24 protein-coding genes are annotated in these 25,851 nt (G+C 71.3%); 22 read left to right on the top strand and 2 right to left on the bottom strand.

The genetic code is table 11. The features are described from left to right. The first annotated feature begins 16 nt into the window (after window positions 1–16). On the top strand, window positions 17–823 hold the full coding sequence (locus tag CRP55_RS17875; RefSeq protein WP_097321223.1) for a DUF1028 domain-containing protein: 807 nt from the start codon (window positions 17–19) through the stop codon (window positions 821–823). Here CRP55_RS17875 and CRP55_RS17870 read toward each other — a convergent pair. Continuing rightward, window positions 809–2,263, bottom strand: coding sequence for a nucleoside-diphosphate sugar epimerase/dehydratase (locus CRP55_RS17870; RefSeq protein ID WP_438865800.1), 1,455 nt, complete (start codon window positions 2,261–2,263; stop codon window positions 809–811). The two genes, CRP55_RS17875 and CRP55_RS17870, sit on opposite strands and share 15 nt — an antisense overlap. A gap of 87 nt (window positions 2,264–2,350) precedes the next feature. Here CRP55_RS17870 and CRP55_RS17865 point away from each other — a divergent pair, with 87 nt between their 5' ends. The 9 genes from CRP55_RS17865 to CRP55_RS17825 are packed head-to-tail and all read left to right on the top strand — an operon-like array spanning window position 2,351 to window position 11,900. Then, the gene (locus CRP55_RS17865; protein WP_245923118.1) at window positions 2,351–3,685 is read left to right on the top strand and encodes a tyrosine-protein kinase domain-containing protein; all 1,335 of its coding nucleotides are present in this window, start codon (window positions 2,351–2,353) and stop codon (window positions 3,683–3,685) included. Continuing rightward, the gene (locus CRP55_RS17860; RefSeq protein WP_097321220.1) at window positions 3,675–4,430 is read left to right on the top strand and encodes a TylF/MycF/NovP-related O-methyltransferase; all 756 of its coding nucleotides are present in this window, start codon (window positions 3,675–3,677) and stop codon (window positions 4,428–4,430) included. Before CRP55_RS17865 ends, CRP55_RS17860 begins: the two co-directional genes overlap by 11 nt. Next, window positions 4,427–5,221 carry a transketolase gene (locus CRP55_RS17855; protein WP_097321219.1) on the top strand — a complete coding sequence of 265 codons (795 nt, stop codon included), beginning with the start codon at window positions 4,427–4,429 and terminating at the stop codon, window positions 5,219–5,221. The genes CRP55_RS17860 and CRP55_RS17855 overlap by 4 nt, the downstream gene beginning before the upstream one ends. Continuing rightward, a complete protein-coding gene (locus CRP55_RS17850) occupies window positions 5,218–6,165 on the top strand; it encodes a transketolase family protein (protein WP_097321218.1) in 948 nt (315 codons plus the stop codon). The genes CRP55_RS17855 and CRP55_RS17850 overlap by 4 nt, the downstream gene beginning before the upstream one ends. Further along, window positions 6,140–7,249, top strand: a complete 1,110-nt coding sequence (locus tag CRP55_RS17845) for a DegT/DnrJ/EryC1/StrS family aminotransferase (RefSeq protein ID WP_097321217.1) — start codon at window positions 6,140–6,142, stop codon at window positions 7,247–7,249. Before CRP55_RS17850 ends, CRP55_RS17845 begins: the two co-directional genes overlap by 26 nt. Next, the gene (locus CRP55_RS17840; protein ID WP_097321216.1) at window positions 7,246–8,232 is read left to right on the top strand and encodes a glycosyltransferase family 2 protein; all 987 of its coding nucleotides are present in this window, start codon (window positions 7,246–7,248) and stop codon (window positions 8,230–8,232) included. The genes CRP55_RS17845 and CRP55_RS17840 overlap by 4 nt, the downstream gene beginning before the upstream one ends. Then, the gene (locus CRP55_RS17835) at window positions 8,229–9,923 is read left to right on the top strand and encodes a bifunctional aminotransferase class I/II-fold pyridoxal phosphate-dependent enzyme/GNAT family N-acetyltransferase (protein ID WP_097321215.1); all 1,695 of its coding nucleotides are present in this window, start codon (window positions 8,229–8,231) and stop codon (window positions 9,921–9,923) included. The genes CRP55_RS17840 and CRP55_RS17835 overlap by 4 nt, the downstream gene beginning before the upstream one ends. 41 nt (window positions 9,924–9,964) lie before the next feature. After that, a complete protein-coding gene (locus CRP55_RS17830) occupies window positions 9,965–10,618 on the top strand; it encodes a sugar transferase (RefSeq protein ID WP_097321214.1) in 654 nt (217 codons plus the stop codon). Then, on the top strand, window positions 10,590–11,900 hold the full coding sequence (locus CRP55_RS17825) for a lipopolysaccharide biosynthesis protein (protein ID WP_097321213.1): 1,311 nt from the start codon (window positions 10,590–10,592) through the stop codon (window positions 11,898–11,900). The genes CRP55_RS17830 and CRP55_RS17825 overlap by 29 nt, the downstream gene beginning before the upstream one ends. A gap of 142 nt (window positions 11,901–12,042) precedes the next feature. On the opposite strand, the gene CRP55_RS17820 is transcribed toward CRP55_RS17825, so the two are convergent. Further along, the gene (locus tag CRP55_RS17820; protein ID WP_179855234.1) at window positions 12,043–12,816 is read right to left on the bottom strand and encodes an HD domain-containing protein; all 774 of its coding nucleotides are present in this window, start codon (window positions 12,814–12,816) and stop codon (window positions 12,043–12,045) included. Window positions 12,817–12,895: 79 nt separating this feature from the next. Here CRP55_RS17820 and CRP55_RS17815 point away from each other — a divergent pair, with 79 nt between their 5' ends. From CRP55_RS17815 to CRP55_RS55670, 12 genes are read left to right on the top strand one after another with little or no spacing between them, the layout of a single operon-like run. Continuing rightward, entirely contained in the window at window positions 12,896–13,285 is a 390-nt protein-coding gene (locus CRP55_RS17815; protein WP_097321211.1) for a VOC family protein, read from the top strand. An 11-nt stretch (window positions 13,286–13,296) separates the two neighbouring features. Further along, a complete protein-coding gene (locus CRP55_RS17810; protein ID WP_097321210.1) occupies window positions 13,297–13,695 on the top strand; it encodes a VOC family protein in 399 nt (132 codons plus the stop codon). Then, a complete protein-coding gene (locus CRP55_RS17805) occupies window positions 13,682–14,044 on the top strand; it encodes a hypothetical protein (RefSeq protein WP_097321209.1) in 363 nt (120 codons plus the stop codon). Before CRP55_RS17810 ends, CRP55_RS17805 begins: the two co-directional genes overlap by 14 nt. Window positions 14,045–14,065: 21 nt before the next feature. Further along, window positions 14,066–15,325: an O-antigen ligase family protein gene (locus tag CRP55_RS17800; protein WP_097321208.1), complete on the top strand. Its 1,260-nt coding sequence runs from the start codon at window positions 14,066–14,068 to the stop codon at window positions 15,323–15,325. 32 nt (window positions 15,326–15,357) lie between these two features. After that, window positions 15,358–16,905: a long-chain-fatty-acid--CoA ligase gene (locus CRP55_RS17795; protein WP_097321207.1), complete on the top strand. Its 1,548-nt coding sequence runs from the start codon at window positions 15,358–15,360 to the stop codon at window positions 16,903–16,905. A 58-nt stretch (window positions 16,906–16,963) separates the two neighbouring features. After that, entirely contained in the window at window positions 16,964–18,274 is a 1,311-nt protein-coding gene (locus CRP55_RS17790) for a GlnX family signal transduction membrane protein (RefSeq protein WP_097321206.1), read from the top strand. After that, window positions 18,274–19,242, top strand: a complete 969-nt coding sequence (locus tag CRP55_RS17785; protein ID WP_097321205.1) for a glutamate ABC transporter substrate-binding protein — start codon at window positions 18,274–18,276, stop codon at window positions 19,240–19,242. The genes CRP55_RS17790 and CRP55_RS17785 overlap by 1 nt, the downstream gene beginning before the upstream one ends. Further along, on the top strand, window positions 19,239–20,417 hold the full coding sequence (locus tag CRP55_RS17780; protein WP_097321204.1) for a hypothetical protein: 1,179 nt from the start codon (window positions 19,239–19,241) through the stop codon (window positions 20,415–20,417). Before CRP55_RS17785 ends, CRP55_RS17780 begins: the two co-directional genes overlap by 4 nt. Beyond that, window positions 20,414–22,651, top strand: a complete 2,238-nt coding sequence (locus tag CRP55_RS17775; protein WP_097321203.1) for a serine/threonine-protein kinase — start codon at window positions 20,414–20,416, stop codon at window positions 22,649–22,651. The genes CRP55_RS17780 and CRP55_RS17775 overlap by 4 nt, the downstream gene beginning before the upstream one ends. A 46-nt stretch (window positions 22,652–22,697) precedes the next feature. Beyond that, window positions 22,698–23,642, top strand: coding sequence for a protein phosphatase 2C domain-containing protein (locus CRP55_RS17770; protein WP_097321202.1), 945 nt, complete (start codon window positions 22,698–22,700; stop codon window positions 23,640–23,642). Between the two features lie 2 nt (window positions 23,643–23,644). Continuing rightward, window positions 23,645–24,910: a vWA domain-containing protein gene (locus tag CRP55_RS17765; protein ID WP_097321201.1), complete on the top strand. Its 1,266-nt coding sequence runs from the start codon at window positions 23,645–23,647 to the stop codon at window positions 24,908–24,910. Beyond that, window positions 24,907–25,590 carry an FHA domain-containing protein gene (locus CRP55_RS55670; RefSeq protein ID WP_097321200.1) on the top strand — a complete coding sequence of 228 codons (684 nt, stop codon included), beginning with the start codon at window positions 24,907–24,909 and terminating at the stop codon, window positions 25,588–25,590. The genes CRP55_RS17765 and CRP55_RS55670 overlap by 4 nt, the downstream gene beginning before the upstream one ends. Window positions 25,591–25,851: the final 261 nt, after the last annotated feature.

The raw sequence follows: 25,851 nt of genomic DNA, 5'->3' as shown, positions 1-25,851 counted from the left end.
TGTTACAAACAGCGCCATGACCTTCTCGATCGTTGCCCGCTCGGCCGACGGCACCGCCCTCGGTGTGGCGGTGGCCAGCAAGTTCCTCGGAGTCGGGGCCGCTGTCCCGGCCGCGCTGGCCGATGTCGGGGCGGTGGCCACACAGTCGTACGCCAACCTCGCCTATCGGCCGCAGGCCCTCGCTCTGCTGGGCACGGGTGTGGCCGCCACCGACACCGTCAAAGCCCTGATCGCGGGCGACGCCGGGCCGGTCGCGCACCGGCAGGTCGGTGTGGTCGGGCCGGACGGGCCGGGCGCGACCTTCACCGGTGACCAGTGCCATCCGTGGGCGGGCGGTGCGGCCGGGGACGGCTACGCGATCCAGGGCAACATGCTCGCCGGGCCGGAGGTCGTCGCGGCCATGGAAGAGAAGTGGATCAAGGGCGAGGCCAAGTTCCAGTACCGGCTCCTCGATGCTCTGCAGGCGGGCGACGACGCCGGCGGCGACCGGCGTGGGCGGCAGAGCGCCGCCCTCTACGTGGTGGCCAAGGGCATGGGCTACGGCGGTACCAGCGACGTCCTGGTCGATCTGCGCGTCGACGACCACCCGGATCCGGTCGGCGAGCTGGCCCGGCTGCTCGACCTGCACACGCTCTACTTCGAGCGGCCCGACCCGGCGACGCTGATCCCGCTGACCGGGGAGATCGCGGTGGAGGTGCGGGCGCTTCTCGAGGAGAAGGGCTACGACGACCTCGACAGCTGGGCCGGCGTCGAGAACCTCGAGGAGCGCCTCGTCGAGGGCACCATCGACCCGCTCGTTCTCGAGATTCTACGAAAAGGATAGGGCGGGCACGGTACAGAGCGCCGCCAGCGACGACACGAGAACGCCCGGGTCGGCGTTGGCGGCCAGACCTCGTACGGCCGAAGGGTCCAGCGGCGGCACCGAGACGTGGGAGATCAGCGGGTGGTAGGGCCGCCGGTCCTCCTCCCCCGCGCCGAAGAGCACCTCGCCCATCTTCTCCCCCGGCCGCAGCCCGGTGTAGACGATGTCGACCGGTGCCGGGGCCAGCTCGACCATCTGCCGGGCCACGTCGGCGATGCGCACCGGATCGCCCATCTGCAGCACCAGGGCCTCGCCGCCGTGCCCGATCGCGGCGGCCTGGATGACCAGGTGGACCGCCTCCTGGATGGTCATGAAGTAGCGGGTCACGTCGGGGTGGGTGACGGTGATCGGGCCGCCGTCGGCGATCTGCGCGGTGAAGCGGTCGAACACCGAGCCGCGGCTGCCGAGCACGTTGCCGAACCGTACGCTCAGGAAGGTCCCTGACCTCCGCGCCGCGGCGTGCGCGGTGAGCCGTTCGGTGATCCTCTTGCAGTAGCCGAGGACGCTGGCCGGGTCGGCCGCCTTGTCGGTGGAGATGTTGACGAACCGCTCGACCGACGCGGACGCCTCCAGCACGGCCAGAGTGCCCCAGATGTTGGTCTTGACCGCCTCGCCCGGGTAGCGCTCCAGCAGCGGCAGATGCTTGAGCGCGGCCGCGTGGAAGACCACCTCCGGCTTGCGCTCGGCGAAGATGGCCCGGATCCGGTCGACGTCACGCAGCGAGGCCAGGATGACCGACGGGTCGCTGAGCGTGGCCCGCGGGTCGAGGGAGAGCTGCACCGCCTGCAGGGCGCTCTCGTCGCGGTCGAGCATCATCAGCTCGGCCGGGGAGAACCGGTTGATCTGCCGGCACAGCTCGGAGCCGATCGACCCGCCGGCGCCGGTCACCAGCACCCGCTTGCCGGTCAGATAGCCGGCGATGGCGTCCAGGTCGGTCTCGATCTGCACCCGGCCGAGCAGGTCGGTCACCCGCACCTCGCGCAGGTCGCGCACGCCGATCTCGTGGTCGAGCAGCTCGCTCATGGCCGGCACGACCAGGAAGCGGACGCCGGCCGCGTCGGCGAGCGCGCGGATCTCCCGTACGAGCTGGGCATCGGCATTGGAGACCGCGAAGACGACCGTCGTGGCCCCGGTACGCGCGACCGTGGAGGCCAGCGCGGTGCGGTCGCCCAGCACGGGCACGCCCGCCACCCGGGTCTTGCGCTTACGGGGGTCGTCGTCGAGGACGCCGACCGGCACGTAGCGGCTGCGCGGGTCGAAGTGCATGCTGTGCAGCAGGTCGCGGGCCGCGGCGCCGCCGCCGAAGAGCAGGGCACGCGTCTTGAGGCCGGCCGACGGCCGGGAACGCCACCGCTCGTACCGCGTGGCGAGCATGTAGAGCAAATTCTCCCCGCCGGTCACAGAAGCACCCTAAGGCGGCATGAGGGGACGCCGCGCAAGTTCCGAATAATGCTTCGCGTTAACGAACGGCGACTTAGATTCACAAGAGTGGAACTGCGTGACTACCTCCGGGTAGCGAGACGGCAGTGGTGGGTGGTCGCCCTCACCGTCGTCGCCGCGATGGGTGTCGCCACCGCGTACAGCAAGAGCACCACGCCCCTGTACGCGTCGACCGTGCAGTTCTTCATCGCGACCGGAAATGTCGAGGGGTCGAGCGCGCTGGAAGGGTCGATGTTCGCGACGAACCGGCTGAAGACGTACGAGGCGGTTCTCACCGGGGAACGGCTCGCGAAGCTGATCGCGGTGAACGACGACACCGATCTGACTCCGGCCGAGATCCAGGAGCGCATAAAAGTTGTCACCGACTCGGCCACGGTATTGATCGACGTCACGGTCGAGGATGTCGTTCCGGAGCGGGCGCAGCTGATCGCGGAGGAATTGACGGTGCAGTTCCCGGCACTGGTGAAGAAGCTCGAGATGCCCGACACCGGCGCCACGAAAACCCCGGCCGCGATGATCGAGATCATGGTGCCGCCGAAGCTCGGCGACAACCCGGTGGTGCCCCGCCCGATGCACAATCTCGCCTTGAGCGTGGCCATGGGCCTGCTGCTCGGCACCGCCCTCGGCGTCGTCCGCGAGATCGCCGACACCTCCGTCCGCACCCCCGCGAAGCTGCGCCAGGTCGCCGCGGCCCCGGTGCTCGCCTGCATCCCGGTCGACCGCAAGGCGGCCCGGCGGCGCGGCGGCGGCCCGTTCCTCTCCGACCGCGACTCGAAACGGGCCGAGGCGCTGCGCCAGCTGCGGACGAATGTTCAATACGCGAATCCCGACCGGCCGGTGAAGACGCTGGCCGTCACCAGCGCGGTGCACGGTGAGGGCCGCTCGGCCACCGCGTGCGGGCTGGCCATCCTGTTCGCCGAGGCCGGCCAGCAGGTGCTGATCGTCGACGCCGAGCTGCGCCGGCCGCGGCTGGCCGCCTTCCTGGGCCGCGAGGGCTCGGCCGGGCTGACCACCGTGCTGGTCGGTGCCGCCTCGCTCGACCAGGTGCTCCAGCCGTGGGGCGCCGGTCTGTGGCTGCTCTCCAGCGGCCATCCCCCGCCCAACCCGAGCGAGCTGCTCGGCTCGCAGCGCATGGGTGACCTGCTGGACGAGCTGCGCGCCCGCTTCGACCTGGTCATCCTGGACTCGCCGCCGCTGCTGCCGGTGGCCGACGGGGCGGTGGTCGCGGCCCGGGTCGACGGAGCCCTTCTCCTCGTACGCTCCCGCAAGACCACGAGCGCACAGGTCACCGGCGCCGTGCGCGCGCTGAAGCAGGTCGACGCCCGTCTGCTCGGCTGCGTCTTCACCATGGTCAAGTCACGGCAGGCCTGCTATGCAGCCTAGGCCGACGGAGCAACCCGGCAGTCTGCAGACCGAGGCCGAGAGGCAGGTCCCGCAGAGGATCGCCGACGTCTTCGCCACCAGCCCGGACGACCTGCCGACCCGGCTCGCCACCATGGCCCGCTACGCGCGCCGGTCTCAGGTGACCCGTTTCGCGGCGCTCTACGAGCTGTTCAAGCTGACCCTGCCGGTCAAGGGCTCGATCGTCGAGTGCGGCGTCTTCCGCGGCGCCAGCTTCATGACGTTCGCCCAGCTCAGCGCGGCCCTGGAACCCACCAATCTGACCAGGCGGCTGTACGGGTTCGACTCGTTCGGCGGTTTCCCGTCGGTCTCGGCCGGCGACCGCCCCGACCGGACCGGCGCCCGCACCGGCGACCTGGCCGCCGACAGCTACGAGGAACTGTCGAAGCTGCTGGAGATCTACGACACCGACCGCTTCCTCGGCCATCTGCCCAAGGCGCGGCTGATCCGCGGCGACGTCACCGAGACGATCCCCGCCTTCGTCGCCGACAACCAGCATCTCGTGGTCAGCCTGCTCTTCCTCGACCTCGACCTGTACGAGCCCACCCGCGTCGCCCTGCAGCACTTCCTGCCGCGGATGCCCAAGGGCGCGGTCCTCGCCTTCGACGAGCTGGACAACCCGATCTGGCCCGGCGAGACGAAGGCCGCCCTGGACGAGGTCGGCCTCAACCGCCTGGAGCTGCGGCGGTTCGACTTCGACCCGTACATCGGATACGCGGTCCTATGACGAGCGACGACCTCGCGCGCGCCGTCCGCCGGCACGTGCTGCGGATGACCAACTCGGGCCGCAGCTCGCATGTCGGCTCGGCGCTGTCCTGCGCCGACCTGCTGGCCGTGCTCTACGCGGAGATCCTCGACATCGACCCGGCGCACCCGGACAAGCCCGACCGCGACCGCTTCATCATGAGCAAGGGTCACGCCGGCGCCGCCCTCTACGCGGTCCTCGCCGAGACCGGCTTCTTCGACACGCGGCTGCTGGCCCAGCACTACCGCAACGGCTCGTTCCTGTCCGGGCACGTCAGCCACGTCGGCATCCCCGGCGTCGAGTTCTCCACCGGTTCGCTCGGTCACGGCCTCCCGGTCGGCGCCGGCCTCGCCTGGCAGGCCCGGCGCATGCGGAAGACCTGGTTGACGTACGTCCTGTTGGGCGACGGCGAGTGCGACGAGGGCAGTGTCTGGGAGTCGGCCATGTTCGCCGCCCACCATCGCCTCACCAACCTGGTCGCCCTCGTCGACTGGAACGGCCTGCAGTCGATGGCCACCACTGAGGAGACCCTGGCCCTGGAGCCGTTCGCCGACAAGTGGCGCTCGTTCGGCTGGGAGGTCGACGAGATCGACGGCCACGACCACGCTCAGATCCGCAAGGCCGTCCAGCCCGGGCAGGAGCGGCCCAAGGTGGTGCTGGCCCGCACCGTCAAGGGCAAGGGCGTCTCCTTCATGGAGAACCAGGTGCTCTGGCACTACCGGCCCCCGGACGATCTGGAGCTGGCCGGGGCGATGAGCGAGGTGGCGCCGTGAGGAGCCGCTTCTTCGACGACCTGCTGGGCGCGGCCGAGGCCGACCCGAACATCGTCTTCGTCACCGGCGACATCGGCTTCGGGGTGGTCGACGAGCTTCAGCGCAAGTGCCCGGGCCAGTTCGTCAACGCCGGGGTGGCCGAGCAGAACATGACCGGTCTGGCCGCCGGCATCGCGCTGGCCGGTGCGCGCGTGTTCACGTACTCGATCGCGAATTTCCCGACCCTGAGATGCCTGGAGCAGATCCGCAACGACGTGGCGTACCACCACGCGGACGTCATCGTGGTGGCCGTCGGCGGCGGGCTGTCCTACGGGGCGCTCGGCATGTCGCACCACGCCACCGAGGATCTGGCCATCATGCGGGCGATCCCGGGGCTGGCGGTGGCCGCGCCGGGCGACGCGGCCGAGACCAGCGCGGTGATGGCCGACCTGGTCGCGAACGGCGGCCCGGCGTATCTGCGGCTGGGAAAGGCGGGCGAGCCGATCGTGCACCGCGCGCCGATCCAGCTCTGCCGGGGCGAGTCGATCGCGCTGCGTACCGGCGGTGACATCGTCCTGTTCAGCACGGGCGCGATCCTCGAATCGGCCCTGCGGGCCGCGGACCTTCTGGCCCAGGCGGGCGTACGGGCCGACGTGCGCTCGTTCCCGTGGCTCGACCCGCTCGACCTGGTGGCGATCAACGACGCCGCCCACCGCTACCCGACGATCGTCACGGTCGAGGAGCACTCGGTCATCGGCGGGCTGGGCAGCGCGGTCGCCGAGATCCTGGCCGAGATGCCGCACTCGGCCTCGCTGATCCGGGTGGCGCTGCCGCCGCGGTTCTCCTCCCTCGTCGGCGACCAGGAATATCTGCGCGGGGCGCACGGCCTCGACCCCGCCTCGATCACCCACCGGGTGCTGGAACAGATGGAGGTCAACCGTGGACTGGCGAGTCAGGTTCGTTGACTATCCCGAGCAGTGGCGACGGCAGCGCGAAGGACTGCTGCCGGTCATCGAGGGCACGATCGCCCACGGCGACCTCATGCTGCGGCAGCAGTTGCACGACTTCGAGGAGCACCTGGCGTCGTTCAACGGCTCGGCGCGGGCGGTCGGGGTCAGCAACTGCACCGACGGGCTGCGGCTGCTGGCGCACGCGCTCGACATCGGGCCGGGCGACGAGATCGTCACCGTGGCGCACACGTTCGTGGCCACGATGTCGCCGTTCGTGCTGCGCGGGGCGAAGCCGGTGCTGGTCGACATCGGCGACGACCATCTGATGGACACGTCGCAGCTCGCTTCGGCGGTCACGGGGCGCACCCGCGTGATCATCCCGGTGCACCTCAACGGCCGTACGGCCGACATGGCCGAAGTGCGGCAGGCCGCGGACAGGGTCGGCGCGGTGGTGATCGAGGACGCGGCGCAGGCGCTCGGCGCGAAACTGGACGGGCGCACGTCGGGCACGTTCGGGTGGGCCAGCACGTATTCGTTCTATCCGGCCAAGATGCTGGGGGCGATGGGCGACGCGGGCGCGGTGCTGACCGGCGACGCGGCCCTGGCCGACCGGCTGCTCGCGCTGCGCGACCACGGGCGGGTGGCCAAGGCGGAGCTCGACGGGTGGGGCTACAACTGCCGCCTCGACAACCTCCAGGCGGCGATCCTGGACTGGCGACTGGCCCGCCTGCCGGGCTGGATCGAGCGGCGGCGGGAGCTCGCGCGTCTCTACACGGCCGCCCTCGAAGACGTCGCGGAGATCCAGATCCCGGTGGGGCCGGACGACGACCCGCGCCGCTACGACGTCTACCAGAACTACCCGATCACCTGCGTGCCGAGGGACCGGCTCGTGGAGCATCTGCGCGGCGACGGGATCGAGACGCTGATCTCGTGGCCGATCCCGCTGCACAGGCAGAAAGGGCTCGGCCTCGACCACTGGAGCCTTCCCCGCACCGAGAGACTGTGCGACGAGGTGCTGTCCCTGCCGATGCAGGTCGAGCTCACCGACGATCAGGTCTCGTACGTCGCGGAGAGCGTTCGAAGGTTCTTCGGCCGATGAGCGCGCCCCTGGTCAGCGTCGTCGTCCCGTGCTGGAATGAGCGGGATTTCATCGAGCGTTTCCTCTCCTCCGTCGCCGAGTTCGACTACCCCGCCTTCGAGGTACTGGTGGTCGACGGCATGAGCAGCGACGGCACCCGCGATATCCTAAAAGATACGGACATAGTGACCCTGGTTGACAATCCAGGGCACAGCAAACCGGTGGCGCTCAATCTCGGCATCCGGCAAGCGCGCGGTGACATCATCGTCCGCCTCGACGTCCACGCCGACTACCCACCGGACTACCTGTCGAAATGCGTCCAGGGGCTGCTGGACCATCCGGACGCCGACAACGTGGGCGGCGTACGGCGCTCCGAGGCCCGCGACGACAGCCTGATCGGCCGGGCCATCGCCCTGTCCACGACGAACGCGTTCGGCGCCGGCAACACGAAATACCGCATCGGCGCCGCCGAGCCGCAATGGGTCGACACTGTCTTCGGCGGCTGCTACCGCCGCGAGGTCTTCGACCACATCGGCTACTTCGACGAGGCCCTCACCCGCGCCCAGGACCGCGAGTTCAACCAGCGCCTGCGCGCCTCCGGCGGCAAGATCCTGCTGCTGCCCGACATCACCTGCACGTACTACGCCCGCAGCGACTACCGCGAGTTCTGCTCGTGGATGTTCGAGGGCGGCTACTGGCCCTTCCGCGCCAGCCGCGCCGTCGGCCGCTGGATCGGCGCCTGGCGCAACGTGGTCCCGCTCGGTTTCGTGCTCGCCGCCTCCGGCGGCCTCGCCCTCTCCCCCGTCTCCCGCACGGTCCGCCGTCTCACTGCCGCCTTGTTGAGTACGTACGGGGCGGCCGCCCTCTACTCGGCGGCTCGCGTGGCGCGCCGGCACCAGGACCCGCGCCTGCTGGTCGTCATGCCGATCGTCTTCGCCACGACCCACGTCGCCTACGGCGCCGGCTCCGTGTGGGGCATTCTCGACCCGGCCGGCCGCCGATGACCGAGCTGCTCTACTACCGCGGGCGGGTGGCGCTGCACGCGATCCTGCGCGGCCTCGGCGTCTCGGCCGGCGACGAGGTGATCGTGCAGGCCTACACCTGCGCCGCCGTCATCGAGCCGCTGCAAAGGCTTCAGGCGGTTCCGGTGTACGTCGACATCGACCGCGCCACGTACACGATGGACCTCGGCCGGCTGGCCGCCGCCATCACCGGCCGTACCCGGGCCATCGTCGTGCAGCACACCTTCGGCACCCCGGTCGACCTGGACCGGGTCCTGGCGATCGCCGGGGACGTGCCGGTGGTCGAGGACTGCGCGCACATCACCGAGCCGGCCGAGCGCGGCCCGGTCGGCACGAGCGGGGTGGCCGCCTTCTACTCCTACGAGTGGGGCAAGCCCGTCATCGCCGGGGTCGGCGGCAAGGCGGTGGTGAACGACGAACGGCTGGCCGCCACGATGCGCGAGCAGTACGCCGCGTACACCTCGCCGCCCGCACGCCGCGAAGCGGTGATGACCGCGCAGTTCCTGGCCCATCAGGTGGCGAGCGAACTGGGCGTGACGTGGCGTCTGCGGGCCCTGTACCGGCGGTTGTCGAAGCTCGGCCTGGTCGTCGGCTCCTACGCCGCCGACGTGGCGGCCAGCCCCGAGTACCAGTGGCGGATGACCCGTTCGGTCCGGCGGCGCCTGCCCCGGCGTACGGCGAAAGCGCGCAACGGAATCACCCGCCGGACCACCGTCGCCGCCCGGTACCGGGCGGGCGTGACCCGGCTCGGCTTCGGCGTGCCCACGCCGCTGATGCCACCACTGCGAGTGCCCGTGGCCGTGGCCGACAAACAGGGCCTGCTGCAAGCCGCGGCCGGGCTGCGCCTCGAGGTGGGCGACTGGTTCGCCACGCCGGTCCACCCGCTGACCGGCGAGGCCCTGGAGGCCGCCGGCTACCGGCCCGGATCCTGCCCGAACGCCGAATGGGCGGCCAAGCACGTGGTGAGTTTCCCGGTGCGCGCCGACGTCGACCCGCACGACGTCGAGCGCGGCATCGACCTGCTCGGCTTGCCCGACTCCGGTGACGGCCTGCGCATCCTGTCCGGCCCGTTCAGCGACGCCCAGATACGCGCCGTGGCCGAGATGCACGCCACGGAAGTGGCCCACGGCTTCCTGTCGTCACTGGGTGTTCCGGCCCTCGAGGTGCTCTATCGTCACGTCGCCGCCAGCCGTCATTGCGCACTGTTGCTGGCCGTCGACGGCGGCCGCCCGGTCGGCTACATCTGCGGCAGCCTCGACACCTCAGCCCTGGTGCGCGAGTTCATCCGCCGCCGCTGGTGGGTCGCCGCGCCCGCGCTGCTGCCCCGGCTGCTCAGCCCCGGCCGCGTCTTCCGGGCCATCGAGACCCTGCGCTACGCCCAGTCCGACAACGACTTCCCCAAAGCCGAAGTGATCAACTTCGTGGTCCTCCCGCCCGCGCGCGGCGCCGGCCTGGCCACGCAGCTGTTCGACCGCCTGATGGACTGGTTCTCCGAGCGCGGCGAGACGGCCGTCAAGATGGTCACCGGCGAGCAGCAGCGCCGCGCGCACGGCTTCTACCGCAAGGTCGGCGCCGAGCTGCGCGGCCACACCTCGATCCACAGCGGCACGGCCTCGCGCGTCTACCTGTACCGCACGGCCCTACGGGAACAAAAACCGCAAACTACTCCTTAGGGGTACGCCTCGCCGCTACGCTGACGTCGAGGGGGAGCCACATGGAGCTGGCCAAACGCGCCATCGACATCGCCGGGGCCACCGGGATCCTGCTGGCCACCGCGCCGCTGACCGCCTACGCCGCCTGGCGCATCAAGCGCGAGGACGGCGGCCCGCTGCTCTACCGCGGCGAGCGGATCGGCCGGCACGGCAAGCCGTTCGCCATGCTCAAGTTCCGCAGCATGGTGCTGGACGCCGAACGGCTGGGCGGCCCGTCGACCGCCGACGACGACCCGCGGCTGACCGCGACCGGCCGCATGCTGCGCCGCTACAAGCTCGACGAGCTGCCGCAGTTCCTCAACGTGCTCCGGGGCGAGATGAGCCTGGTCGGCCCGCGCCCGCAGGTCGCCTCCGACGTGCGCCGCTACACCGACCGCGAGCGCCTGCTGCTCAGCGTCCGCCCCGGCATCACCGACTGGGCGTCGATCGTCTTCCGCGACGAGGGCGCCATCCTGGCCGGAAGACCGGATCCCGACGCCGCGTACGACGAACTGATCCGCCCTCGCAAGATCGCACTGGGGCTCGCCTACGTCGAGAACCGCTGTTTGCGTACGGACCTCAAGATCCTGGTCTTGACCGCCCTGGCCGTCGCGGGCGTCGCCAAGGTCGACGAGATGATCCCCGCGGTTGAAGTCCCGGGCCTTCCGGTTGCCTGAGGCCCTGCGCTCCCTGTTCCGAAGCGTCCCCGCAGTCGTCCGGCGGGACTACGTCTCGTCCACCGCCATCCACTGGCTGACCCTGGCCTCGGGCCTGCTCCTGTTCCACCTGGTGGCCCGCCGCGCCGGCCCCGCCGGCTTCGCCTACTACCAGGTCGCCCGCAGCGTGGTCGCCACCCTGCAACCCTTCGCCCTGCTGGGCCTGGTCCCCGCTCTGCACCGCTACCTGCCCCGGGCCGGCGACGGCGCCCGCATGCTGGCCCGGCAGTCGTTCCTGACCCAGCTGGTCCTGATGGACCTGATCGGCCTGCTGGGCCTGGTGCTGGCCGACGACCTGGGCCGGCTGCTCGGCATCCCCGGCGGCGCCACCTCGGTCCGGGCCGTCATCATCCTGCTCGCCGGCAACTGCCTGTGCGTGGTCGCGGTGGCCGCGCTCCGAGGCTGCGGCCAGGTGACCGCGGCCAACCTGGCCTGGCTCCTGGGCCTGGGCATCCTGCCGGTCGTGGCCTTCGCCCTGACCGACCGCATGGAGGTCTTCCTGGCCCTCCAGGGCCTAGCCATGATCATCATTGCCGTGGCCGGCATAGCCGTGGCCCGCACTCCCCCGTCCCAGCAGACCCGGCCCCCGTCGTTCCGCACGGTGGTGACCTTCGGCCTGCGCCGCGCCCCCGGCGACATAGCCCTGCCGGCGCTGTTCTCGTTCCCGACCTTCTACGCCGCCGCAGCCGCCGGCCCCGGCGACCCGGACGCCGGCTACGTAGGCTTCGTGACGTCGGCCATCACGCTGATCTGCTCGTTGTTCGGCATGCTCACCCCGGTCCTGCTCCCCCGCCTGAGCGGCGCCTTCCACACCACAGGCGTGGGGGCCGAGCTGGGCCGCGGCTTGAAGACGCTCCCGGTGGTGGCGGCCGCCTTGACCACGCCGGTGACGGGCCTGCTGTTCCTGGCCGCCCCCACCATCGTCCACAACTTCCTGGGCCTGGACTTCACCGAGGCCATCGACGCCCTGCGCCTGGGCCTGCCCGCCGCCATCCCGTTCGCCGTCTTCTACGCGGCCCGCCCCACGCTGGACGCCTTGGCCGACTCCCCCATCGTGAGCCGCCTCCTGCTGGGTTGCCTCGCCCTGCAGATCGTGGGAACCCTGGCCCTGGGAACACTTCTGTCACCGTCAACCGCCGCCCTGGCCGGCCTGACCATCGGCGCCGTCGCCCTGGGGGCGGCGTCCTACCTGGCTCTGCTGCACACCATCCCGGCCCCGAAGCTCAGCCGTCGAATGGGCTGAGGGCCTGCGCCATCCAGGCCGTACGCCATCTTCCCCGCCCGCCACGCCGAAGCCTGCGAGCGAGGCGCCGGGATTCCCCTCCGCGGCCAGCGGCGTCCCGTCGCCGTTGGTGCCGTCCTCACCGGGAGTGCTGACTCTGGCGTCAGCGGCGGCGCCAGGCCTCGATCAGGTCGGCCAGGCGCTGGGCGGCCCGGGCGTCGCGGCCGAACAGGGCGGCCGCCACCAGGGCCAGCAGCCCGGCGCCACCGGCGGCCAGCGCCCACTCCGGTACCACGTCGGCGCCGATGACGGCGGCGCCACCACCGAGCGCGGCCGCCGCCTCCAGGGCGCCCCGCGAGTCCCAGCTGCGCATCCCGCCCGCCGCGCGGCTCAGACCTTCGCGGACGCGACGGCGGTCGAGGGACGCCAGCGCCGCGCAGGCGAGATCCGTCATCTCGGCCGCGAGCACCGGGGCGTCGACCTGACGAGCCAGCGGCACGTGGAACACCAGCGCGTCCAGTGACGTCCTTTGCCGGCCCTGCGCGGACACCCGGCGCAGGGTCCTAAGGTTGTGCAACCGGTCCGCGATGGTGACGAGGGCCAGGTCACGCTCCTCCGCGCCGCCGACACGGATGGCCCGCGAGGTCAGGTCATCGACCAGGGTGGCGATCTCACTGCCGAACTCGGCGTGCAGGCGCCCGGACGCGACGGCCGCGTCCTCGATGACGTCGTGCAACAGGGCCGCGCAGACCGCATGCACCGATCCGCCTTGAGCGGCGACGATCGTCGCGACCTCGACGGGATGCGTGATGTAGCGATCGCCGTTCGTGCGCCGCTGTCCCCGGTGTGCGACCTCGGCTACCTCGTAGGCATTCCAGACCAGGGGGATGTCGCGATTACGGTCGCTGTCGCTCAACATGCGGGCCAGCCCGCTCATGCCGGATCCCATAAACGAGTGTAAAAGGATTCGCATATGAGCCGGCGCGAATGAATGGCCGCTCACGTAGGCTGCCCCGGTGCGGATTGATCTCGTTGCGCTGGTCGTCGAGGAGTACGACCCGGCGATCGCGTTCTTCACCGGCGTGCTCGGGTTCGAGCTTGTGGAGGACTCGCCGTCCCTGACCAATGACGGGCGGGCCAAGCGGTGGGTCGTGGTGCGGCCTCCAGGAGCCCAGACCGGTCTGCTTCTCGCTCAGGCGGACGGTGAGCGGCAGAGCGCGGCCGTCGGTCAGCAAGTGGCGGGGCGGGTCGGGTTCTTTCTTCGGGTTGATGACTTCGACGCTTCTTACCAGCGGATGCGGGAAGCCGGTGTGGTCTTCGTCGGGGAGCCGCGCCGCGAGGCGTACGGGCGCGTTGTGGTTTTCGAGGATATTGCCGGGAATCGGTGGGATCTGCTCGGCGAGTAGGGTCGGCGGGCATGGCGGCCCGGATCGAACTGACCTTCGACACTCGCAATGCCGTGCGGCTGGCCGAGTTCTGGAAGCTGGCGCTCGGCTATGAGGACGAGCCTCCGCCGGCGCCTTTCGCGACCCGCGATGAGTGGGTGGCCTCGTTCGGGGCGGACGAGGACGACGGCGGTGGGGCCTGGCTGCGCGACCCGGACGGGGTGGGGCCCCGGCTCGTGCTGCTCGATGTTCCCGAGCCGAAAGTGGCCAAGAACCGGCTGCACATCGATGTGCGGGTCGACGGCTGGGCGGGTGTGCTGGCCAAGGTCGACGAGCTGAAGAAGGCCGGTGGCGCCGTGCTGGCAACCTTCGACGGGCATCATGTGGTGATGGCCGATCCGGAGGGCAACGAGTTCTGTGTCGCCGGCTGACGTGCAGACCCTGGTCCTGCCGAAGTCCGGGTGGGTTCTGCAGTGGCGCGCGGACGGCTTCTGGCGTGACCTCAGCGGCCTTCAGTATCGCGACGAGCTCGACGGGCGGCACCGGGCGGCGGAGGACGAGTGGGTTCGCTGGAGCGGGACCTACCACCAGCAGGCCAGGGGCGGGCGTGGGCCGGAGCCGGCGTGGTGGGTGACCTACGGCGAGCTGACCGGGGACGCCGCGCCGAGCGTCGTGCTCGCCGATGGGCGGCGGCCCGCGGTCTGCGTACTGGGGAAGGTCTGGGCTTGCGAGTGGTGGTCCGGACCGCAGGAGTTCGCGATTTCCCCCTCCGTCACGTGATGGCGGCCTAGCCTCGAAGTGATGAGCGCGGTGCGGCCCAGCGTGGTGCTCGTGGGCGCCGCGTTCGTGGCTACGCTGGCGGGGCACTTCACGCTGGAACGAATCGGGCTCAGCATCCCCGTGCTCAACGACGTGCGGGTGCTGCTGTTCACCGCTGTCGTGCTCAGCTTCCTGCTCGAACAGCACCACGGCGGTGAGACAGCGCGCTGGCACGATAAAAAAGCGGCGCGGGCGCTCTACCCGATTCTGCTTCTGCTCGCCTATCAGATGCTGTCGGCGTCGTGGTCGCCGCGCGGGGCGATCATCAACGACGTCCTCAGCGATCTGGTCTCGATGAGCGTGCTGCTGATCGTCTACGCCAATCTGGCCGTCTGGGACCGCGATCGGGTCATCAAGATTACGTTCGCTCTCCTCTACATCGCGGGATGGCTTTATTTCCTGTACGCGGCGTCGGGGCGCGGCCACACGGCGAGCGGGCGGTGGGCGGCGTTCGGTGGCGGCCCCAACGTCTTCGTGCGCGTCATGGTGCTGGGGATCTTCGCGGCGGCGTACTTCTACTTCCGCTACAACGGCAAGCTCGTCTGGCTGATCGGGGTGCCGCCGTTCCTGGTCGGGGCGCTCGCCTCCGGGTCCCGGGGTGGCCTGGCCGCGCTCGGCATCGCCACCGTCGTGGCCCTGCCGTCGCTGTGGCCGACGATCCGGTCCATGCGATTCGTCAAGGCCGTCACCGCGCTGGCCATCCTGCTCGGGGTGCTGTGGAGCATCATCGGGGCGATGGTGACCGACCTGCTCAACAACCGGCTGGTCGCCACCACCCTGCAGAACCGCTACACCTCCGACCGGGACGTGCTTTACGAGAAGGGTGTGGAGGTCTTCACCGAGCGGCCCGTCCTGGGCTCGGGGGTGCACGGCTTCTACGCCATCACCAACCTGGGGCCGGGTGAGCGCTACGTGCACAACCTGCCCCTGGCCGTGGCGGCCGAAGGCGGCGCGGTCGGGCTGATCCTGCTGCTGTTCGCGTTCTGGTCACTGCGCACGGAATACGCGCGGGTGCCGGTGCGCCAGCGTTCCCTGGAGAGTCGCGCCGCCGTCTACGCGGGCATCTTCGTGCTGGGCGCCAGCCTGTTCTCCGGCGACTACTACGACGCCCGCCTGATGTGGATCCTGTGGCTGCTGGCCGCGATCCACCCGACGGGCGCGGCTGGGGACAAGGTTTCTGACCGGGCGTGTAACAAGACCGGAACGGAGGGTTTCTCAGGTTCGCGAGGGATGGTGGGATGAGACCGCCGCCACACCAGAAGGGACCGGCCCCCATGCTCAACCTCTCGATCCTTCTCGAGGACAGCGCCCGCACCTTTCCCGATCGGGCCGCGGTCGTCCTCGGCGAGCGGCGCCTGACATATGCGCAGGTCAACGCCGCCGCCAACCAGGTGGCCAACCTGCTCGTGAGCCGCGGCGTGCGGCCCGGCGACAAGGTCGCGCTCTCCTGCCCCAACCTGCCGTACTTCCCGGTCGTCTACTACGGCATCCTCAAGGCGGGCGCGGTGGTGGTGCCGCTCAACGTGCTCCTGAAGGGCCGCGAGATCGCGTACCACCTCAAAGACTCTGAAGCCAAGGCCTACCTCTGCTTCGAGGGCACGCCGGAGCTGCCGATGGGCGCCGCCGGCTTCGAGGGCTTCGGGCAGACCGAGGGCTGCGAGACCTTCTTGCTGATCACCGCCGACCCGGCCGCGCCGTCGCCGATCGAGGGGGCCGAAACGCTGGGTGAGGCGACGAAGACCCAGCCGCCGGTCTTCGAGGCGGTGCTGCTGCCCGAGACCGACCCCGCGGTCATCCTCTACACCAGCGGCACGACCGGGCAGGCCAAGGGCGCCGAGCTGTCGCATTCCAACCTGTTGCTCAACGCGCTGACCTGTAACCGGCTGTTCGGCAGCCCGGTCGGCACCGACACCCACCTGCTGGTGCTGCCGCTGTTCCACTCGTTCGGCTCCAGCGTCAACATGAACGCCGGCTTCGCCACCGCGTCCACGCTCGTGCTGCTGCCCCGCTTCGACGCCGCGGCCGCGGTCAAGCTGCTCGAGAAGGAGAACGTCACCTTCTTCGCCGGCGTGCCGACGATGTACTGGGGCCTGCTGAACGCGCTCACCGACGACGTCGACGTCGCGCGCATCGCCGGCAACATGCGGGTCGCGGTCTCCGGCGGCTCCAGCCTGCCCGTCGAGATCATCAAAGAGGTCAAGGAGCGGCTCGGGGTCACCATTCTCGAGGGGTACGGATTGAGCGAGACCTCGCCGGTGGCCACGTTCAGCGATCCGCACAGCGACCCGCGCCCGGGCTCGATCGGCATCCCGATCTGGGGCGTCGAGGTCAAGCTCATCGACCCCGAGTGGAACACGGTCGAGGGCGCCGACGAGATCGGCGAGATCGCCATCCGCGGCCACAACATCATGCGCGGCTACTACAACCGCCCCGAGGCGACCGCCGAGGTCGTCCGTGACGGCTGGTTCCGCAGCGGCGACCTGGGCCGGCGCGACAAGGACGGCTTCTACTACATCGTCGACCGGGCGAAGGACATGATCATCCGCGGTGGCTTCAACGTGTACCCGCGCGAGATCGAGGAAGTCCTGATCACCCACGAGGCGGTGTCGCTGGCCGCGGTCATCGGCGTGCCCCACCCCAGCCACGGCGAGGAGATCAAGGCGTTCGTGATCCTCAAGCCGGGCGCCACCGTCACCGAGGACGAGCTGGTCGCGTGGGGCAAGGAGCAGATGGCGGCGTACAAATACCCGCGCGTGGTCAGCATCGTCGAGTCGCTCCCGATGACGGCCACCGGCAAGCTGCTCAAACGCGAGCTGCACTAGAGGTTGCGCCCATGCACCACAGTGGGGGCGCACAACAGCATCCGGGACGGGGGGAAGCTTGAGCACTGCGTTGGTCACCCGGCCCGAGTCAGCGGGCCTGTTCACACGCGTCGGGGGTCTGCGGCACACGTCACCCGGCCGTCTCAAGCTGCTCCTCGCCACGCTGCTCACGCTCGGCCTGCTGGCCGGGCTGGTGGCGGCGGTGGCGGGCCAGTCGGCCCGGTCCGGCACCGACGACCTGGGCGGCCGGGCCCAGCCGCTGCTCATCGAGGCCGAGACGATCTACTCGGCGCTGGCCGACGCCGACACCACGGCGGCGCAGGCGTTCCTCGCGGGCGGGCTCGAGCCGGCCGCGCTGACCCAGCGCTACGACGACGATCTCCAGCGGGCCACGACCGCGCTGACCGCGGCCGCCCGCCGCACCCCCGCCGAGGGCGTGGCGGCCGACGCGGTGAGCACGCTCAGCTCCGGCGTCGCCGAGTATGCGGCGCTGGTCGCGACCGCGCGGGCGAACAACCGCCAGGGCCTGCCGGTCGGGGCGTCGTACCTGTCGGAGGCCTCGAAACTCAACCGGGAGACGCTGCAACCGCAGGCGCGGGTGCTGTTCCGCTCGGCGCAGACCGAGGTCAACGACGGGTACGGCGCGGCCGGCGCCGCCGGCTGGATGACCCTGCTGCTGCTCCTGCTGACCGGGCTGCTGATCGCCCTGCTGCTGGTCCAGCGTTACCTGAGCCGCCACACGCATCGCACGTTCAACCTGCCGCTGGTCGCGGCCACGGTGCTGACCGCGGTGCTGGGCGTCGGCGCGCTCACCCTGGTCGTCAACCAGCAGAGCCACCTCGACCTGGCCGAGGACGAGGGCTCGGGGCCGGTGGCGTCGATCGCCGAGAGCCGCATCCTGGCGTTGCAGGCGCGCGGCGACGAGGCGCTGACGCTGGCCGCGCGGGGCAGCGGCGCCGCCTACGAGAGCGACTTCGACGCGGTCACCCAGCGGCTCACCGTGCGCGGCGGCCCGCTGATCAACGAGTACGCCCGGCTCGACCCGGAGCTCGGCCACCTGATGGACCGGGCCGCCGACTCGTACCGCTCCTACGTCAAGGCCCACGACGAGGTGCGGGCGATGGACGACAACGGCAACTACGACGGCGCGGTCAAGCTGGCCATCGGCAATCTGACCACGCAGACGTTCGAGAGCCTGCGCAGCGATCTCGACTTCGCCCTCGAGGACCGCAAGGCGTTCTTCACGCGGGAGATCGGTGAGGCGTCGGGCGGGCTCGGCCTGCTCACCGTCCTCGGGCCGCTGCTGGCGCTGCTGATCGCCGGCCTCGCCTACGTGGGCCTGCGGGCGCGACTGGAGGAGTACCGCTGATGCGCCGGACCATCGCCGCCGCCACCGCCGCCGTGCTCGCCCTCGGGCTGGCCGCGTGCTCGGCCGACTCGTCGCCGCTGTCCGGCGACATGGCCACGCAGCCGCTCGTCGAGGCGCCCGCGCCGGCGCCGGCTCAGGGCGCCGCCGAGGCGCCGAAATGCGACGCCCGGGCCAGCCTGAAACCCGCGGCGACTCTGCCCCCGGCGGGCAAGATGCCCGCCGGCACCTACATGGAGACGATCCAGAAGCGCGACCGGCTGATCCTCGGCACCAGCCAGGACACGCTCCTGTTCAGCTCGCGCAACCCGTTCACCGGCCAGATCGAGGGCTTCGACGTCGACATGGGCCGGCAGATCGCCGCCGCCATCTTCGGCGACCCGAACAAAATTCAGATCAAAGTCATCGGGTACGACCAGCGCGTCTCCTCCGTCGTCAACGGTGACGTGGATATCGTCGCGGACACCATGACGGCCAACTGCGAACGCTGGCAGGACGTGAACTTCTCCAGCATCTACTACGAGGCCGGGCAGAAAGTGCTCGTCTCCACCAGCTCCGGCGCGAAGAGGATCGAGGACCTCGGCGGCAAGAAGGTCTGCTCCGTGCAGGGCTCCACGTCGTTCGACAACATCTCCAAGGTGAAGACGAACCCGAAGCCGGTCCCGGTCGCCCGTTCGGCGTTCGGCGACTGCCTGGTCGCGTTCCAGCGCAACCAGGTCGACGCGGTCACCACCGACGACACCATCCTGGCCGGAATGGCCGCACAGGACCCCTACGCCAAGGTCGTCGGCGGCACGTTCACCGAGGAGCCGTACGGTATGGCGATGCCCCGCCAGCATCCGGAGTTCACCCGGTTCGTCAACGGGGTGCTGGCCAAGAACCGCGCGAACGGCACCTGGGCGAAGACGTACGAGAAATGGCTCGGCGCGTTCGGCGCCGCACCCACGCCCCCGGTGGCCAAGTATCGATGACCGTGCCGACCTATGCCGCGGCCGAGGCCGAGCTGCTCCGCCTGGAGACGGCGGTCGCGGCGATCTCCACCAACCTGGTCGACCTCGACGACAACCCGGCCCGTAAGGAGCTCGACAAGACCCGGCTCACCGGGCGCACGGCCACGGCCTGGAACGACGCGTCGGACGCGCTGACCCGGCTGTGGGACGGCTATCGGCTGCTCACCGAGCTGATCGGCCGGGCCCGGGCGATCAGCTCCCAGCGCCGCGTCTCCGACGCCGAGCGGGCCGAGTTCGTGCATGAGGTGCTCGGCGAGTCGATCACGTTGTCAACCGAGGTCGTGCCGCTCGCTCAGCGCGGCCTGCTCGGTCCCGGGCACGTCACCACTGTGTGCACGCCGGCCGAGCTGCTCTCGGCCATGGAGCGGGCGTTCACCACCGCGGTCGCCGTCGCCACCAGGGCCGGCGAGGTGTGGGACAAGATGTTGCCCGCGGCCGCCGACGCCGCGGCCGCCCTCGACCACGTGCGGCGCCTCGGCGGTGACGCGATGGCTCTCGCCGAGGCGGACCGGCTGCTCGGCGCCTTCACGGCGACGCTGGCCGGGGATCCGCTGGGGATCGACGAGCGGGACCTTTCGGCCGTGCGGGCCCTGATCGAGCGCGCCGACGCGGAGCGCACCTCGGCCGCCGAGCTGCGGTCGGCCCTCGAACAGCGCCTGGCCGACGCCCGTCACCTGCTCGCTTCCGTCGGCGAGGCGCAGGCCGCGGCGGCGAAGGCGCACGACGCGGCGGCCGACCGGTTCCGGCCCCGCGACCTGTTCGTGGTCGGCGGCGGCGACCTGCGGCCCGACCTGGCCGCGATCGAGGCCCTGGCCGCGGCCGGGCACTGGTCACTGATCAGCCCGCGGCTGGCCGAGTGGAGCCGCCGGGCCCGCGAGCGCCTGGCCGCCCTGCGCGAGGCGGCCGCACACAACGCCGGCCTGCTGGCCACCCGCAACGAGCTGCGCGGGCGCCTCGACGCCTATCAGGCCAAGGCGCTGAGCCGCGGCCTCGGCGAGCATCCGTCGCTGGTGCTGCTGCACGACGCCGCCCGCACGGTGCTCTACACCGCGCCGTGCGACCTCACCACGGCCCGCGCGGCCGTCAACGCCTACCAGGATGCGCTCACCGCCACGATCGCGAGGAACGGCCGATGAAGTGCCAGCGGAACTGCCCCGGAACCATCGAGGACGGCTACTGCGACACCTGCGGGATGGCGCCTCAGACCACGCCGGCCACGGCGCCGTCAGCGGTCTCCTACAAGCCCACGCCGGTGCCGACCTCGGTGCCGGTGCAGCGCACGGCGACGGCGCCGACCGGGCCCTCGGCCCGCACGGGGGCGCTCTCCACGCGTACCTCCGGAAGCGGAAGGGCCGGCAGCTCCCGCACCGCCTCCCGGCGCCGCTTCGGCGGCGGCCTCGTCGAGGTCGAGCCGATCGTGCAGGCGGATCCGTCGACCGCGGTGATGGCCAGGGCCGAGGTGCCCGAGGACAAGCGGTACTGCGCGAAGTGCGGCCAGCCGGTCGGCCGGGCCCGCGGCGACCGCGACGGGCGGACGGCCGGTTTCTGCCCGCACTGCGGTGAGCAGTTCAACTTCACCCCCAAGCTGGTCAACGGCGATCTGGTCGCCGGGCAGTACGAGGTGGTGGGCCCGCTCGCGCACGGCGGCCTGGGCTGGATCTACCTGGCCGTCGACAAGAACGTCTCGGACCGCTGGGTGGTGCTCAAGGGCCTGCTCAACTCGGGCGACGACGACGCGCTGGCGGCGGCCGTAGCCGAGCGGCGGTTCCTGGCCGAGGTCGAGCACCCGAACATCGTCAAGATCTACAACTTCGTCGAGCACGACGGCGCCGGCTACATCGTCATGGAGTACGTGGGCGGCGAGTCGCTCAAGGGCATCCTCAAGGACCGCCTGCGCGCCAACGCCGGCCACCCCGACCCGCTGCCGGTCGACCGGGCCCTGGCGTACATCCTGGAGATCATGCCGGCCTTCGGCTACCTGCACGACCGGGGCCTGATCTTCTGCGACTTCAAGCCGGACAACGTGATCCAGTCCGGCGACCAGATGCGGCTCATCGACCTCGGCGGCGTCGTGCGCTTCGACGACATGGACGCCGCCATCTACGGCACGGCCGGCTATCAGGCGCCCGAGATGGCGACCGCGGGCCCGTCGATCGCCTCGGACCTTTACACCATCGGCCGTACGCTGGCCGTCCTGACCACCGATTTCCGGGGCTACCAGAGCACGTTCAAGGACAGCCTGCCCGACCGCGGCGAGTTCGAGGTCTACCGCCGCCACGAGTCGTTCTACCGGCTGCTGCAGCGGGCCACCCGCACCGACCCGGCCGAGCGGTTCGTCGACTCGGGCGAGATGACCGAGCAGATGCTCGGCGTGCTCCGGCAGGTGCTGGCGGCCGACGGCACGCCCCGGCCGGCCACGTCGCGGCTGTTCACCGGCGAGCTGCGGACCGACCTCAAGTCGGATCTGCCCCGCTGGCAGGACCTGCCGACCCCGCTGATCGACCTGACCGACCCGTCGGCCGCGTTCCTGGCCTCGGTCACGGTCACCGACCCGGCCGAGGTGCTGGCCCTGCTCAAGGGCGCGCCGCTGGAGACGCTGGAGGTGCGGCTGCGGGCGCTGCGGGCGGAGATCGATCTGGGTGTACGCCACGGGTACTTCGACGATGCCCGGGCCGCCCGCGACGCGCTGATCCGCACGGAAGGCGCCGACTGGCGGATCGCCTGGTACGACGGGCTGCTCGCGCTGGCCGTGCAGAACTACGCGTACGCGCGGGAGCGGTTCGACGCGGTGTACTCGGCGCTGCCGGGCGAGCTGGCCCCGCAGCTGGCGCTCGGGCTGGCACTGGAGCTGGCCGGCGACCACCAGGCCGCGGCCGGTTACTACGACGTGGTCAGCCGCACCGACCCGGCCTACACGGCGGCGGCCGCCGGTCTGGCCCGGTGCCGGCTGAAGACGGGCGACCGGGCGGGGGCCGTCGAGGCGTACAACCGGGTCCCCGGCACCTCCGCCGCCTATCGCAGCTCCCAGGTCGGCGCGGTGCTGGCCCTCGTGCAGTCGCACCCGAGCGCGGCGGCCGACGTCGACTCCCTCGCGGCGGCGGCCGCGCTCATCGACAACCTCGAAGTGGAGGCGGCCCAGCTGGCGGCGCTGCGGGTCGAACTGCTGGAACAAGCGCTGGAGACGATCAAGGGCGGCGCCAAGCTGCCGCCCGCGGTTCTCGGCGCGAGCCACACCGGTGACGTCCGCGAGCGGGAGGTCCGGTTCGCGCTCGAGGCCGGCTATCGGGAGATGGCGCGGGCGGCACACGGACCCGACAAGATCGCGCTGGTCGACCTGGCCAACGCGGCCCGTCCCCGGACCCGCACATGAACGGCGTACTCTCTGAAAATTTGCACCACTACGACGGCGAGGCACGATGACGATGACCGAGTGCGCCTCGTGCGCCGATGAGCGCGCTGCCGGGGCGGCCTTCTGCGAGAGCTGCGGGCGGTCGCTGGCCGCCGGCCCGGCCTGCCCCCACTGCGGGGCCGCCGGCGCCGTCGGCGAGGACGGCTACTGCGAGCAGTGCGGCATGCTCGCCGTCCGGCCCCGCGACCACCTCGAGGTCGACGGCGGCGAGGTCGCGGCGGCGGCCACCGACCGCGGGCAGCGCCACCACCGCAACGAGGACGCCATGTGGCTGGCCGTGCGCGGCGGCGACGTCGACGTGGTCGTCTGCGACGGCGTCTCCTCGTCGTTCGACCCGGACGTGGCCTCGGCGACGGCCGCGGGCGCGGCCGGTGAGATGCTGGCCTCCACGGGCGACGTGGGCGAGGCCATCCTGACCGCGAAACAGGCGGTGGCCGAGCTGGCCACCGACGGCGATCCCCGGCGCGCGGTCTCCAACCCGGCCTGCACGATCGTCGCGGCCGTCGTGCGCGGGCCCGAGGTGACCTACGGTTGGATCGGCGACAGCCGGGCCTACTGGATTCCCGGCGAGGGCCCGGCCGAGCAGCTCACCGAGGACGACTCGTGGGCGACACACGTGATCGCCCTCGGCGTCGACCCCGAGGTGGCCATGCGCGACCCCAAGGCGCACGCCATCACCGGCTGGCTCGGCGCCGACGCCGGCTCGGTGCAGCCGCGCGCGGCCTCGTTCACCGTCACCGAGCCCGGCCACCTGGTGCTCTGCAGCGACGGGCTGTGGAACTACCTGACCGACCCGGCCGCCTTCGCCGCCGCCGTCCGGACCGGGTTGCACGAGCACGGCACTCTGATCAATGCCGCCCGGTACCTGACCGACTACGCCAACAACGCCGGCGGCGCCGACAACATCACCGTCGCCCTGATCCCCGTCCAGCCTTCCGCCGCTGAGGAGTAGGCATGTCGTACACCGCCGAGGCCTTCCAGAACGAGTACCTCGCGCTCGGCGCGGCCGAGGTCAACGCGATCGTCACCGTCACCTCGTCCGGCTCCGAGGGCGGCCGCCGCACCTCCGGCGCCACCGAGATCATCATCGTCGACGCGTCCGGCTCCATGCAGGCCGAGGGCCGCATCAACGCCGCCCGCCAGGCGGCCAAGGCGGCCGTGGCCTGCATCGACGACGGCGTGCACTTCGCCATCATCGCGGGCGTCGGCACGGCCCAGCAGCTGTTCCCGGCCCCGGGCCAGCTCGCGGTGGCCTCGCCGCAGACCCGGTCCGAGGCGTCCTGGTCGATCGACCGCCTCCAGGCCAGCGGCGGCACGGCCATGGGCGCGTGGCTGCTGCTGGCCGCGCAGCTGCTCGCACAGCGCCCCGGCGACATCTCGCACGCGATCCTGCTGACCGACGGCGACAACGGCGAACGCCAGGGATATCTGGAAAGCGTCCTCGACTCGATCGCCGGCCGCTTCACAGTCGACTCCCGCGGCGTCGGCACCAATTGGAAGGTCTCCGAACTCCGCAAGATCGCGGACGCGATGCTCGGCACTGTCGACATCGTGGCCCAGCCGGCCGACCTGACCGCGTCGTTCGAGCAGATGATGACGAACGCGATGGGCAAGACCAGCGCCGACGTCCAGCTGAAGATCTGGACCCCGGTCAACTCGTCGGTCCGCTTCGTCAAGCAGGTCGAGCCGCAGGTGGCCGACCTGACCGGCAAGCGCGTCCCGGACGGCCCGCGGGCGGCCCGCTACCCGCTGGGCGCGTGGGGCAAGGAGAGCCGCGACTACCACATCTGCGTCGACGTGGCCCCCGGCAGCGCGGGCGACGAGATGCTGGCCGCGCGCGTCTCGGTCGTCGAGGGCGACACGGTGCACGCGCAGTCGCTGGTGCGGGCGGTGTGGACGGACGACACGGCCCTGTCGACCAGGATCAACCGGCAGGTGGCCCACTACACGGGCCAGGCCGAGCTGGCCGACGCCATCCAGGCCGGCATCGAGGCCCGCAAGTCCGGCGACGACCGGACGGCCACGCTGAAGTTCGGCCGGGCGGCGCAGCTGGCCCACGCCAGCGGCAACACGGCCACGGAGGAGCTGCTGGCCACGGTCGTCGAGATCGAGGACGCGGCCACCGGCACGGTCCGGCTGCGCCGCAAGGTGGCGGCGGCCGACGAGATGGCGCTCGACACCCGCTCGACGAAGACCGTGCGGGTCGGGCGCGGCCAGTGACCACGTACGCCTGCCCCAAGGGCCACGCCTCCGAGACCGACGACTTCTGCGACACCTGCGGAGCCAAGATCGGCGGCGCTCCCGCTCCTGTTCCCTCTGTCGAGGCCGCCGCCGCTCCTTCCGGCACCATCGACCTCGCCTCGGCCTCCGCCCCGCCTACCGGCGGCACCCCGTGCCCCAACTGCGGCACTCCCCGCGCCGGCACGAGCCGCTTCTGCGAGGACTGCGGCTACGACCACTCGACCGGCCGCGTGCCCACCCTGACCGAGCCGGCCGCGGAGGCCGCGCCCGCGCAAGGATGGACGGCGACCATCGAAGCCGACCGCAAATACTTCGAAGAGAACGCCATCGACGGCATCGAGTTCCCCACGACCACGGCCTCGCGCAGCATCGCGCTGCCACCCCCGCAGGTCCGCATCGGCCGCAAGTCCGCCTCGAAGGGCACCCACCCCGAGGTGGACCTCTCCGACGACGACCCCGGCGTCTCCCACAGCCACGCCCTGCTGACCCTCAGCGTCGACGGCGTCTGGCTGGTCTCCGACCTGGGCTCCACCAACGGCACGTACATCAACGACGAGCAGTCCCCCCTGACCGCCGGCGATTCCCGAGCCTTGAAAGACGGCGACCGCGTCCACGTGGGCGCCTGGACCACCCTGACCCTGCACGCCCCCACCACCTGACCGGCAGCGCCCCTCTTAGCAGCTCTGATCACGCTCCTCCCTCCCCTCGTGGCAATGGGCGTGCCCCTTCCCCCTCCCGGTAGCGGGTGCGTCCCCGCCCTCCCCTCGCGGTGGTGGGTGCGCCCGCTCTATCCCCGCGCGTTTCTCGGCGCGTCCTTCCTTCCCGTCGCAGGGCTCGGCGCGCCCCTCTTCCCGCCGCGGCACTCGGCACGCCCCCTTCCCGCCGCAGCCCTCGGCACGCCCCCCTTCCCGCCGCAGCCC

The sequence above is a fragment of the Paractinoplanes atraurantiacus genome (genome assembly GCF_900215205.1).
Classification (GTDB): domain Bacteria; phylum Actinomycetota; class Actinomycetes; order Mycobacteriales; family Micromonosporaceae; genus Actinoplanes; species Actinoplanes atraurantiacus.
Note: the sequence above shows the minus strand (reverse complement) of the source record. Positions and strands in the feature narration are given on the sequence as shown.